Genomic DNA, 12,386 nt, shown 5'->3' on the forward strand with positions numbered 1-12,386 from the left:
CAATCATGATTGACCTATTATACACAGCCGCATTGCCGATAGCTGAGATTGTATTTTTGTTTGGTGCAAAAATAGAAAACCTAAAATCTTTATTTTGATTTTAGGTTTTCATAAGGGGTTAAAAGTTAAGATTAAACAGGGCACGGCAAGCTCTCATCATGTTGTCCAAGTTTTTTAGCATTGATAAGTGCCTGTACTTTTTTGCTTGGTAATTTCACTTTACCTAATGCGTCATAAGTATTAACGATAGTGGTTACCTCCTGAGCAGTCATTGAAATACCTTCGGCAGTTAAAAACACGGCGATCACATGATGGTCGAGTCCTGCTGCGTCTAGATCATGAATAGCTTTAATATTTTCTAAGCGATGTAAATAAGTTTTTAATTCCATAGTGGCTACCTCTTGTTCTAATTGAAATACTTATAATGGTATATTAGTTAAGGCAAGAACCATGCCCAAAATGTAAGTAGCTCCTAAAAAATGTTAAAAGCGAAAGGAGTTTTATTTTTATTGTATAGATTGATTATATAAACAACGATTATCGTAATTTTGGTCTAATCTGTGCTAATAAAACCAAATTCTAATTTGAAATGTATAAATGAAGTCCCATTAATTTTATAAAGGTAAACAAACACAGTATGTATGAATGTGTATGATCAAGTTCATAAAATTCGTACTACGGTTTCCGAAAAGTATATAAGGAATAAAGATGAATATTGCGGCACAGCCTCCAGTTCAGGCAGATCAAACAGTTTATTTAAAAGATTATCAAAAACCTTCGTTCTTGGTTGAATCCATTAATCTTGATATTCAAGTCTATGACGATAAAACAATTGTTGATTCAACTTTAGTCATGAAGCGTCAAACTGCTGGAGACTTGGTGCTGTTAGGCCGTGATCTTGAGTTGCAATCTATTCAGCTCAATGGTCAAGAGCTTACTCCTGCACAATATTCACTCGATAGTGAACAATTGGTGATCACTAATGCACCAGATGAAGTCATTTTACAGACTCAAGTGATTATTCATCCGGAAACCAATACTCAGCTTGAAGGTTTATATAAAGCTGGCGATTTGTTTGTAACTCAAAACGAGCCTGAAGGCTTCCGCAAAATTACCTTCTATCCAGACCGTCCAGACGTACTTTCAGTCTTTACGACTCGTGTAGAAGCAGACAAAAAATACCCCGTATTACTTGCTAATGGTAACCTGCTTGAAACAGGTGAAGCGGGTGAAAACCGCCATTTTGCGATTTGGCAAGATCCAACTAAAAAGCCAAGCTATTTGTTCGCTTGTGTGATTGGTGATTTAGCTGTATTGAAAGACCGCTATACGACTTCGGAAGGACGTGATGTCGCTTTAGAAATCTATGCCATTGAGAAAGACATTCCAAAATGCCATATCGCAATGGAAGCTTTAAAGCATTCAATGCGTTGGGATGAAGAACACTACGGCCGTGCGTATGACCTCGACAACTATATGATTGTTGCGGTGAGCCAGTTCAACATGGGTGCAATGGAAAATAAAGGTTTAAACATCTTTAATACCTCATGTGTACTTGCCGATGAAGAATACACGACTGATGCAGCGATTATGCGTGTACAGTCGGTGATTGCCCATGAATATTTCCATAACTGGACAGGGAACCGTATTACTTGCCGTGACTGGTTCCAACTGTGTTTAAAAGAAGGTTTAACGGTATTCCGCGATCAGTCTTTCTCGGAAGACTTACAATCTGCTGCGGTTCAACGTATTGATGACGTTGCTGTACTTAAATCACACCAATTCCCTGAAGACGCAGGTCCTTTGTCGCATCCACCACGTCCAGACCACTTTGTAGAAATTAATAACTTCTATACAGCGACAGTCTATGAAAAAGGTGCGGAAATTAACCGCATGATGTCGACCTTACTTGGTAAAGAAAAATACCGTAAGGGAACAGACGAATACTTTCGCCGTCATGACGGACAAGCCGTAACTGTAGAAGACTGGGTTGCTGCATTATCAGCAGGTTCGGGTGTCGATTTATCTGCATTTTTAACTTGGTATAACCAACCGGGTACACCAAAGCTTGAAGCAAAAGGTGAGTACGATGCAGCAGCACAAACTTACCGTTTAAGTTTTAAACAAAGCCTGAAAGCTCATCCTAAATATCCAAATTTAAAAGCTGTTCCGATTCCTGTGGCTTTAGCGCTATTTAATGCTAAAACAGGCGAGCAATATACATTGCACAGTGACAGCTTATTCGTAAATGATGTTAAAGATGGCGTGTACTTGTTTGATCAAGACGAGGCAACCATTGAGTTTACAGGCGTGACTGAACAGCCAGTTGTTTCGTTACTCCGTAATTTCTCTGCGCCTGTAAATCTTGTATTTGACTATACCGATGCAGAATTAGCTTTCTTAATTCAACACGAAACGAATGGTTTTAACCAGTGGCAAGCAACTCAAACCTTACTTGAGCGTATTTTGTTAGAAGACCATTCTGCCGATGCGTACATTCAAGCAATTCAAAGCACTTTACCTGAGTTGGTTGGCCGCGACCCACTTTTAGCATCACGTTTGTTTGATGTACCAAGTGAAGGTTATTTAGGTAGTCGTATCGATCAGAACTATGCACCAGCCGATGTTCATGTAAAACGTGAGGCCTTGCTGAATCGATTAGCACAAGAGTTAGGTTCATTCTGGAAAGATACTTACCTTACCCTTGACCCAGACCAACAAAAAGAATTTTCTTTAGCGATGGGTGTACGTGCATTAAAAAATATTATGCTGATGATGATGGCTCGTCAGGGCGACCAAACTGCATTTGAATTAGCACATGTGCAATACCAAAACACAGGCAATATGTCTGAACGTTTAGGTGCGTTACGTGTATTGGTTTGGCAAAATGCACCTCAAGCTCAAGATGCCCTAGCTGATTTCTATGACCGCTTTAAAGATGAAGCATTGTCTTTAGATCAATGGTTTATGATTCAGGCAGCAAATCCAAATGCCACTGTTGAGACGATTGAATATCTCACTCAACATCCTGATTATGACCTCACGACGCCAAACCGTATTCGCGCCGTAAGTGGGGGCTTGTCAAATAACCCTGAAAATACTTGGAGCTTTGGTGTAGCGCACTTTATTAATCTTGCACAATATCTTGATGAGAAGAACCCGATTTTAGGTTCACGCCTATTACAGGTATTGTCACGTTGGTACACACTTGCAGAGCCTCAGCGCACTCAAGTACAACAAGCTTTAGAGGCATTGCAGCCTAAAGTGAAATCTAAAAACGTTTCTGAAACTTTAAATAGTATGTTAAGCGTTTAATTATTTAAATATACTTAATAAAGGCCTCGTATGAGGCCTTTATTTTTACCCTTATTTTATATTTCTTTAAATTATGTCCTTTATTAATTTATATTAAATGTATTTTTTAAATATATTAAAGAATAAATCAATTTAATTTTAAGTTGAAGCATTGCATACAAAAGCTATTTTTTTGTGATTAATTACCGGAAAACAAGAAATGACACATTTACTTAAATTTTTATCAATAAATTTTTTGATAGAATGGTTAAATTAATTTAAATCAAATGCTTATGATTTGTTAATGTTGATTTTTATCTTTGTGGAGTAACTTTAAGTAACTATATTTTATTAAATAGAAATAAAAATAATAACAAGTTTATGCATTTTAATTATTTTTATGTATGATATTTAAAATAGGATAAAAAATAAGCTTTAAAAGAGCAGTCAAATAAAAAATGATTGTAAGAATAAGAGTTAATTTTTTTATATCTATTAATTCGACAATTTAATTTAAAAGGTTTTGGCCATGAAAAAGACTTTTTTTTATTTATCGGCAATAGCTGTAGGGTTATTTTCCCTGAACGCAGCAAATGCCGCTACAGCGACGGGGACATTAACTGTTAAGGCAACAGTAACAAATAGTTGTGTCCTTAATACCTCTGCAACAGGTACTACAACAAATGCGGTTTTGGACTTTGGTACTTTGAGTTCTCTCACTAGTAATGTTGATGCAGATACCTCAACTACAGGTGGTACTTCAATTAAAGTTCTTTGTAACAATACTGTGCCATGGACTTTGTCGTTTGATGGTGGTCAAAATGTTTTATCAACCCAACGACGCATGATTGGTGGGGCAGCAAGTAATGAATATATCCCTTATAACCTGTATTCGGATACAGGACGTGCCACTGCAATTGGTATAGCAACAACCGCTTATAGCGGAACAGGTAGTGGTGCAGTACAAACAGTGAATGTATATGGTCGTCTTCCTGCTGGCTCAGCACTGCCGAGTGCGGGTAGTTATGTTGATACGGTAACAATAACGGTAACTTATTAAGTTGTATAAATTAGAAAAGCTGTTAGCCCTTTTGAAAGGGCTAATATATTAAAAAGATATATATTTGAGTAAAACATGAAAAAAAATATTTTTATTATTACGGGATTATTCTTATCTTTATCTAGCACTATTCACGCCGCTACAATCCGCCTTTCACCAGTAAGTGTAGAAATTTTAAGTCATCAAAAAGCTTCTTCAATTAGTCTATATAATCAGTCAAATGAAAGTGCTGATTTACAGGCACGTATATTTGAATGGACTCAAAATAATGGACAAGATCAATTAACACCTACAGATGAAATCACTATTAGCCCACCTTTTTTAAAGTTAAAGCCTAGCGAGTCTTATAATTTACGGGTAGTCCGAATTAATCCGGAACCAATTTCTGGTGAAAAAACTTATCGTATTATTATTGACGAATTACCAAAACCAGTTGATAGCCGTAAAGCTTCTCAAGGTGTAAATGTATTACTTCGTTCGTCATTACCTGTATTTGTAGTCAATAAAGATGCGATTACTCAACTGAATTGGAAAATTGATACTCATCAAAAGGAAGCTTTTTTAAATATTAGAAATATTGGAAACCGACATGCACTTTTAAATGACTTAACACTTATAGATAACACCGAAAATAAAAGTTATCCGATTAAAGTGAATACCGTGAATGGCTACATTCTTGCAAACCAAGCACGAAGCTATTCAGTTAATAATTTTACATATCAGCCCAATCATAAATATAGCATTTCTCTGACAGTTAATGGTAAGAAAACTACACTTTAAGAGGCTTATATGAAATATATTATAGGTGTCTTATGTGTTGCGTATTTTCCAACGTATTCTTTTGCTGAACAGTTACTAGATCATACAAATACTGCAGTTCCTAGTGTTCCTAAGTCTATAGGAAGTAATAATAAATATATGCATGAAAAGACGAATGGACAGCAGCAAGAACATGATTTTACTCAGCTATTTTTAAATATTTCTATTAATTCAAATACTTCTGAAGATTTGTTTTCCGTAAAACAATCTAAAGATGGAAAGTTATATATTCGTTCTGGTGACTTAAAAACGCTAAGAGTGAAAATGGATGAACATATCCCTGATAGCCAATGGGTATGTCTTAACGAACTTAAAGGAATCCAGTTTAAGTACTTAGAAAATGAGCAGTCTCTGAACTTACAAGTTCCGTCAAACATGTTAATGGGTTACTCAGTTGATTTAACTGGTCAACAGACCACTAGCTCCAGTCTGCTAAAAATGAAACCCTTAAATGCTGCACTCCTGAACTACAGCCTGTATCACACCATAACTAATGATGAGAGTATTTTCTCTGGTTCGGCTGAAGGTATTTTTAATAGTGCCATCGGTAACTTTTCATCAGGCATTTTATATAACGGTAGTAATGAAACGAGCTATAGCCATGAAAAGTGGGTACGTCTGGAAAGTAAATGGCAATATGTAGACCCTGAAAAAGTCAGAATATATACCCTAGGTGACTTTATTTCCAATAGCTCTGACTGGGGGAGTAGTGTGCGTCTGGCTGGTTTGCAATGGTCGAGTGCCTATACCCAGCGTGGTGATATTGTTACTTCGGCATTACCACAATTTTCTGGTTCGGCGGCGTTACCTTCAACACTAGACTTATACGTTAACCAGCAAAAGATTTATTCAGGCCTTGTTCCTTCAGGCCCATTTGACATTAAGCAGCTCCCGTTTATTTCAGGAAATGAAGTCACGCTGGTGACCACCGATGCCACAGGTCAGCAAAGCATTACCAAAAAACCTTACTATTTTTCATCGAAGATTTTGGCAAAAGGTATAAATGAGTTTTCAGTCGATGTTGGGGTTCCACGCTATAACTATGGGCTGTATTCAAACGATTATGATGATGCCACCTTTGCTTCGGGCGCGATTCGCTATGGCTACAGTAACTCACTCACTTTAAGTGGTGGTGCGGAGGCTTCAACAGATGGCCTGTCGAATCTAGGCACAGGTTTTGCCAAGAATGTTTTTGGTGTTGGAGTGATTAATGCCGACATTGCAGCAAGCCAGTATAAGGATGAGAACGGCTATTCTGCCTTGTTTGGTTTAGAAGGGCGTATTAGCAAGAATATTTCGTTTAATACCAGTTACCGCAAAGTATTTGATAACTATTTTGACTTGGCCCGTGTGTCTCAAATTCGATATTTAAAAGAAAACCAGATTACTTCTGAACCACAAAATTATTTGAGCTACAGTGCACTGGCAGATGAGATTATTAGGGCAGGGATTAACTATAACTTTTATCCGGGCTATAGCATTTATGTCGGCTATAACCAGATCAAATACAGTGATAACTCCTATAAGTTGCTATCTGCTAACTTAAGCGGAAGTCTGAACAAGAATTGGGGCTTTTATAGTTCAGCTTATAAAGACTATGAAAACCATAAGGACTATGGCATTTACTTTGCCCTGCGCTATACACCATCTACCAGAGTGAATGCTATTTCTAGCGTATCTAGTGATAGTGGCAGATTGACTTATCGACAAGAAGTATTTGTTCTATCGGAACCACAAATTGATTCATTTGGATGGGGAGGATATGTTGAGCGGGATCAGGATACACATAACAATAATGCATCGATCTATGGTTCTTATCGCGCACGAGCTGCGTACCTAACAGGTCGTTATAACCGAATTGGAGACAATGACCAAGTTGCACTTTCAGCGACTGGATCACTTGTTGCAGCAGCAGGACGCGTCTTTGCGGCCAATGAAATCGGAGATGGTTATGCTGTTGTTACCAATGCCGGACCGCAAAGCCAGATTATCAATGGTGGAATAAATCTAGGAACAACTGATAAGTCTGGAAGATTCCTCATTCCTAGTCTCATGCCCTATAGAGAGAACCATATTTATTTAGATCCATCTTATTTACCTTTAAATTGGAATGTTAAATCTACAGATCAAAAAACAGTAGTAGGTTACCGCCAAGGAACCTTAGTTGACTTTGGTGCACATCAGGTCGTTTCAGGCTTAGTCAAAGTCGTTGATAAAAACGACTCACCGTTAAAGCCGGGTTATAGCGTTCGAATTAATGGGCAGCAAGATGCAATAGTGGGCTACGATGGTGAAGTATTCGTTCCAAACTTATTAAAACAAAACAAACTTGAAGTAGATCTTCTCGATCATGGTTCATGCCAAGTTGACTTCACTTATAACAGTAATCAGTACTCAACTAAGAAATTGGGACCTTATATATGTCATTAAATATTATGAATAAGGCTCAAATAGAGAGCTATAAAAAAATTTACTTATCTTTAAAATACTTTATAGGCATTTGCTTACTTTATCTCGTTTATGCGTTTTTGAGTCCAACGCATGCTGCCTGTACGGTAGCTGGAACGACCAATAATACGTTTACTTACACGGCAGCAAATATTAATAGTGATGCAACTGTAAACTTTTCAGGAACAATTACTTGCACGAATGGAGGACTAATACCTCAAATCTCTCCGTTTATGTGTATGAAGACAGTATTTACAGGAGCAACCACTACAAATAATAGCGTATCGTTACCGTATACAGTCACTGCAACTGTTGGTGGAGCCGGTTCCTCTACCACTAACCAAACTTCCAATGTTTGGTATGGTCCAGTGGTAACTGTCGCTTCAAATAATATTCTTAGTTACTCGGTAAATGTGAAAGTACCAGCGCGAACAGGATCATTAATTGCCTATCCTCAAGGAACCTATACCGCTACGGTTCAACTCTTTTGGGATATGGATCTTCTAGCGGTGTTATGTTTAGGTGATTTACTCAGCTGGGACTCTGGAAATGTAACGCTAACAGCGAACTTTGTGGTACCGACGCTTTGTCAATTAAACTCAACGTCAAATGTCGATTTTGGCAATATCAATGATATTGGTATTACTAAGCGTGACTACACGACTCAAGGTGCTGTAAATACGACATGTAACTCTGGAACGCCATATTCGATTTATTTAGGGGATGGCAATAACCGTATAAGCGGAGGGTTCAGGCGTATGGCTAATAGTAATAATGAGTTTATTCCCTATCAGTTATACAAAGATGCTGCTTATAGTTCGGTGTGGGATGCTACGGGTGGAGTGAATAGCGTTGGGGGAACGGGAGGAGTATCTGGCACTGGAACAGGTAATGCTCAAACCACTACAGTTTATGGAAAAATTCCGCAAGGTACTACGATTGCAAGTAGACCTGGTAGCTACTCTGATAGTGTTGTTGTTACAGTGACTTATTAATTGTCAAATCTATATAGGAAGCTCTTTTATGACAGAGCTTCTTATAATTCAAATTGTATTGGTTAGAAATTGCTAAAATATAAATAATAAAAATCAAATAATTCTTAGCTTTTAAAACTTGAAGGTCATCAAAAATGGTTTGACTTAAAAAGGTATTCTGTATATTTATTGATTAGTTCTAAAAAAGAACTAGTAAGTAAAACAGGCAATTAAAAATAAAGGTGAACAAATGTCGGATATTATTTTGCACCAGTGGGAAATTTCTCCATTTTGTCAAAAAATTGCAAGAGCTTTGAAATTTAAGGGAATCTCATTTGATACAGTAAACTATAACGGCATTCTTGGTGCCAAAGTTCCTTTGCTAAGTAAAGTGGGCAAAGTGCCCGTTATTGACCATAAAGGACAACGTATACAAGACAGTACTCGTATTGCTCGTTACTTAGATGAAGCCTATCCAGATACACCACGACTTTATCCCGCAGATCCAAATCAAAAAGCACTTGCCGAACTATGGGAAGACTGGGCAGATGAGTCTCTTTATTTTTATGAAGTGTATTTAAGGGTAAATGATTCGGAGGCTTTAGAGGAAGCCATCCGTATTAGTAGCATTGGTCGGCCAGCATATGAAAAGCCAATGGTGAAAGCTTTTATTTTAGCCGAATTAAAAACACAGCTTTTCTTTCAGGGCTTGGGCCGAATGAAAGCTGAAGATGTTGAAGCAGAGTTTATTAAACACTTAGACCGTATTGAGCAGGTTTTATCACAAAGTGAATGGTTGGTTGGAGATAACCAGTCGATTGCAGACATTACCGTGGTTGCTCAACTTGGTGAAGTCGTTCGAACAAGTAAAAAGTTTAGTAAAGAAATTTTGAATCGTCCGTTTATTGCTTTATGGTATAAAAAACAAACAGGGTGAAACGACTATGTCATTAGCAACACCGGATAAAACACGAGATTGTGCAGTTGTTATTGGTGTCGGGGCTTCACAGGGGATTGGGGCCGCCGTTTGTCATCGTTTTGCAAAAGAAGGCTTAAAAGTTTACGTTGCTGGGCGAACTTTCCAGAAAATTGAAGCAGTCGCTGCCGAAATCCATGCAAAGGGTGGTGAAGCTGTCGCATTTCGTTTGGATGCCGAAGATATACATCAAGTTCAGGCCCTATTTGACACCGTTACTAGTCAAAACGAACGTATTACTGCTGTTATTCATAATGTTGGGGGAAATATTCCCTCAATTTTTTTACGCAGCCCGCTATCGTTTTTTAATGATATGTGGCAATCCACATTTTTATCGGCTTATTTGGTTTCTCAAAGCTGCCTAAAAATTTTTAAAGAACAAAATCACGGTACGCTTATTTTTACGGGAGCGAGTGCCTCTTTGCGCGGAAAACCCTTTTTTGCTGCTTTTACGATGGGTAAATCTGCGTTGCGAGCTTATGCATTAAATCTAGCTCAAATATATAAAACACAAGGCATTCATATTGCTCATGTCATTATTGATGGAATGGTAAATGGTGACAGAATTAATAAAGCTTTATTTGGTCTAGGTCGTTTAGCACGTCTTACACGTGGAACGGGTGGACTTAATCTTGATGCAATAGCAGAAAACTATTGGATGCTTTACCTGCAAAGCCCTGAGCTCTGGACACATGAGTTAGATTTACGCCCATACCAAGAAAAATTTTGAGGGACTCTTATGCTAAAAACAATATTTCAGAAGTTTCAAAAAAAGCAGGGCTGTGTAGTGGTTGCTGGTCATGATATAGACCTACTGGGCCATGACTTTGTAATTTTAGATAAAAACCATCAAGCTCCATTACATGTTTATCAAGTCATACATGATTCTACTGTTCAGAACATACAAGTAAGTTTCGTAAATGATGGCATGACAAGTGTGCGCTTAAACTTGATAAAAACTAAGCATTTAAAAAATCTGCTGAAATATATAACAGAGCATCGTCATACCATTGAGTTATGCGTGTTTCAGCCAAATTTTTCATCTGCACCAAATATTGAAGCTTTATCTTTAGAAGAAATTGAACACAGTTGGCAGACCACAGGTTTAAGTGCTGTGAGCGTGTCGCAGTTAGTACTTAAACCCATGTTAAAGCAGCAGCGGGGTACAGTTATTTTTCTTGGAGCGCCATCTCATCATTCGGCTCACCACGATGTATTAAGTCAAAGTATGTTTGCGAGTATTCGAGCATTATCGCAGTCGTTGGCAAGAGAGTTTCAGCCCAAAGGTATACATGTCACGTATTGCATGGTGGAAAAATGGGATGGACAAAACCCGCACTTTATTTCATCTGTTAAACAAGTATGTCAGCACATCTATCACCAATCCGATTCTGCATGGAGCCAAGAGCTCAGTGTATCGTGAGATTTTACTTTCGATTGTTCTTAAAATAGAGTACTGCTTTGGAATAACAGCACAACAATAATTTCGATAGGTACTCAAATGTTAAATATTAAGAATGCTCAGCAAACGGTTAAGGTAGCGACTACAGTGGCAGCTTTGATGTGCTTTTCTTCACTGGCACAAGCATATCAATATGATCAAACAGCGCGTTTAGTTAACGAGCGCTTATCTTATATGAAAGATGTCGCAGGCTATAAAGCAGAGCAGCATTTACCGATTGAAGACTTAACTCAAGAAAAGAAAGTACTTGACCAATCACTTTCTGAGGCCGAATCTTTTGGACTGAACAGTGAAACAGTAAAGCCGTTTATAGTGACACAAATGAATGTAGCGAAAGCTATTCAATACCGATATAGAGCGGACTGGTTGTCTAGCCCTGAAACCAATTGGAAGCCTCAGGACTTAAGCGAAGTGCGTTTAAAAATTAGTTCTTTAAATACGGAGCTTCTAAAAAATATTGCCTATGAACTCAAGAAAAATAATAACAAGGCGCCGCACGGTTGTAGCTATATGTGGCCAGTTCAGCACCCTCAACTTAAAGAAGCTGACAAAAAGGCTTTATGTGTAACATTGAATAAAATCAAATTAAAACAATGAAGCACCTAAAGCGGCTTATATAACTCAATTATTCAATCAACATTAAGTCGGCAGTATTGGCAGATTTAAGTGGTCGTAAGGCAAAGGTTGAACGCGTATGCCGAATACCTTTAATCGAATAGAGCTTTTTACGTAAAAAGCGTTCGTAGTGTTCGGCATCTTTTACGGCCACTTTCACCAAGTAGTCATAGTCACCCGTAACTAAATGTGCCTCGACTACTTCAGGAATGTCTGCCAAAGCTTCACTAAAGTTTTCTAGCATTTCGTCGTCGTGGCGTTCTAGCGTAATTTCAATAAAGAATAACTCGTGAATGCCAATCGCTTTTGGGTTTACGTTTACCGTATAACCTTCAATAATTTTTAGGCTTTCTAAACGCTTGAGTCGAGTCCAGCAGGGTGAAGATGAAAGCCCAACTTCTTCAGCGAGCTGCGCAACCGTTAAGCGTCCATTTCCACGAAGGGCAGATAATATTTTCCGATCTATGCGATCTAGTGTGTATTCTGTGCTGTTCAAAATATAAACCAAAGAAGATTCTTCTGTTAATTTTTAATATACGTGATTTTTATGCTGAGATCATTTAAAAAAACTGAAAATACAGTAAACATTTTGAGGACGACAGCCATACACTATTTCTATGCATCGAACTCTACTGGATAGGAGTTGTGATGAAGCAAAGAGCACTGTTTCAGTAAGGGTGACTAAACAGTGCTCTTTGCGGATCTAATAAAGAATTGATATTAAGACAAAAACGTAAG

The 12,386-nt window shown here is 37.9% G+C and carries 11 protein-coding genes; 9 read left to right on the forward strand and 2 right to left on the reverse strand.

The genetic code is table 11. The features are described 5' to 3' along the window. Positions 1 to 131: 131 nt before the first annotated feature. Entirely contained in the window at positions 132 to 389 is a 258-nt protein-coding gene (locus ACH63V_RS10720; protein WP_004700972.1) for a hypothetical protein, read from the reverse strand. Positions 390 to 708: 319 nt separating this feature from the next. Between ACH63V_RS10720 and pepN the strand changes: the two genes are divergently transcribed. From pepN to ACH63V_RS10765, 9 genes are all read left to right on the forward strand, one after another. After that, entirely contained in the window at positions 709 to 3,315 is a 2,607-nt protein-coding gene (gene pepN / locus ACH63V_RS10725; RefSeq protein ID WP_396463490.1) for an aminopeptidase N, read from the forward strand. Positions 3,316 to 3,817: 502 nt separating this feature from the next. After that, positions 3,818 to 4,354: a spore coat U domain-containing protein gene (locus ACH63V_RS10730; RefSeq protein ID WP_311070552.1), complete on the forward strand. Its 537-nt coding sequence runs from the start codon at positions 3,818 to 3,820 to the stop codon at positions 4,352 to 4,354. A 75-nt stretch (positions 4,355 to 4,429) separates the two neighbouring features. After that, positions 4,430 to 5,134: a molecular chaperone gene (locus tag ACH63V_RS10735; RefSeq protein ID WP_263613991.1), complete on the forward strand. Its 705-nt coding sequence runs from the start codon at positions 4,430 to 4,432 to the stop codon at positions 5,132 to 5,134. A 9-nt stretch (positions 5,135 to 5,143) separates the two neighbouring features. Next, a complete protein-coding gene (locus ACH63V_RS10740) occupies positions 5,144 to 7,603 on the forward strand; it encodes a fimbria/pilus outer membrane usher protein (RefSeq protein WP_396463491.1) in 2,460 nt (819 codons plus the stop codon). Beyond that, a complete protein-coding gene (locus ACH63V_RS10745) occupies positions 7,594 to 8,616 on the forward strand; it encodes a spore coat U domain-containing protein (protein WP_396463492.1) in 1,023 nt (340 codons plus the stop codon). The genes ACH63V_RS10740 and ACH63V_RS10745 overlap by 10 nt, the downstream gene beginning before the upstream one ends. A gap of 229 nt (positions 8,617 to 8,845) precedes the next feature. Further along, positions 8,846 to 9,532, forward strand: a complete 687-nt coding sequence (locus tag ACH63V_RS10750; RefSeq protein WP_396463493.1) for a glutathione S-transferase family protein — start codon at positions 8,846 to 8,848, stop codon at positions 9,530 to 9,532. Positions 9,533 to 9,539: 7 nt separating this feature from the next. Then, the gene (locus ACH63V_RS10755) at positions 9,540 to 10,301 is read left to right on the forward strand and encodes an SDR family NAD(P)-dependent oxidoreductase (RefSeq protein ID WP_240061564.1); all 762 of its coding nucleotides are present in this window, start codon (positions 9,540 to 9,542) and stop codon (positions 10,299 to 10,301) included. A 9-nt stretch (positions 10,302 to 10,310) separates the two neighbouring features. After that, complete coding sequence (locus tag ACH63V_RS10760; RefSeq protein ID WP_396463494.1) at positions 10,311 to 10,994, forward strand: SDR family NAD(P)-dependent oxidoreductase; 684 nt, start codon at positions 10,311 to 10,313, stop codon at positions 10,992 to 10,994. Positions 10,995 to 11,072: 78 nt separating this feature from the next. Next, positions 11,073 to 11,630, forward strand: coding sequence for a chorismate mutase (locus tag ACH63V_RS10765; RefSeq protein WP_396463495.1), 558 nt, complete (start codon positions 11,073 to 11,075; stop codon positions 11,628 to 11,630). Positions 11,631 to 11,658: 28 nt separating this feature from the next. Here ACH63V_RS10765 and ACH63V_RS10770 read toward each other — a convergent pair whose 3' ends face one another. Continuing rightward, on the reverse strand, positions 11,659 to 12,144 hold the full coding sequence (locus tag ACH63V_RS10770; RefSeq protein WP_031944247.1) for an Lrp/AsnC family transcriptional regulator: 486 nt from the start codon (positions 12,142 to 12,144) through the stop codon (positions 11,659 to 11,661). Positions 12,145 to 12,386 lie beyond the last annotated feature (242 nt).

It is taken from the genome of Acinetobacter sp. ABJ-A23_2 (genome assembly GCF_044538765.1).
In the GTDB taxonomy this organism is placed as follows: domain Bacteria; phylum Pseudomonadota; class Gammaproteobacteria; order Pseudomonadales; family Moraxellaceae; genus Acinetobacter; species Acinetobacter nosocomialis_A.

What these genes read in the sequence shown, in the direction of transcription:
- ACH63V_RS10720 (WP_004700972.1), bottom strand. Translation starts at nt 389, where the DNA reads ATGGAATTAAAAACTTATTTACATCGCTTAGAAAATATTAAAGCTATT.
- pepN (WP_396463490.1), top strand. Translation starts at nt 709, where the DNA reads ATGAATATTGCGGCACAGCCTCCAGTTCAGGCAGATCAAACAGTTTAT.
- ACH63V_RS10735 (WP_263613991.1), top strand. Translation starts at nt 4,430, where the DNA reads ATGAAAAAAAATATTTTTATTATTACGGGATTATTCTTATCTTTATCT.
- ACH63V_RS10740 (WP_396463491.1), top strand. Translation starts at nt 5,144, where the DNA reads ATGAAATATATTATAGGTGTCTTATGTGTTGCGTATTTTCCAACGTAT.
- ACH63V_RS10745 (WP_396463492.1), top strand. Translation starts at nt 7,594, where the DNA reads ATGTCATTAAATATTATGAATAAGGCTCAAATAGAGAGCTATAAAAAA.
- ACH63V_RS10750 (WP_396463493.1), top strand. Translation starts at nt 8,846, where the DNA reads ATGTCGGATATTATTTTGCACCAGTGGGAAATTTCTCCATTTTGTCAA.
- ACH63V_RS10755 (WP_240061564.1), top strand. Translation starts at nt 9,540, where the DNA reads ATGTCATTAGCAACACCGGATAAAACACGAGATTGTGCAGTTGTTATT.
- ACH63V_RS10760 (WP_396463494.1), top strand. Translation starts at nt 10,311, where the DNA reads ATGCTAAAAACAATATTTCAGAAGTTTCAAAAAAAGCAGGGCTGTGTA.
- ACH63V_RS10765 (WP_396463495.1), top strand. Translation starts at nt 11,073, where the DNA reads ATGTTAAATATTAAGAATGCTCAGCAAACGGTTAAGGTAGCGACTACA.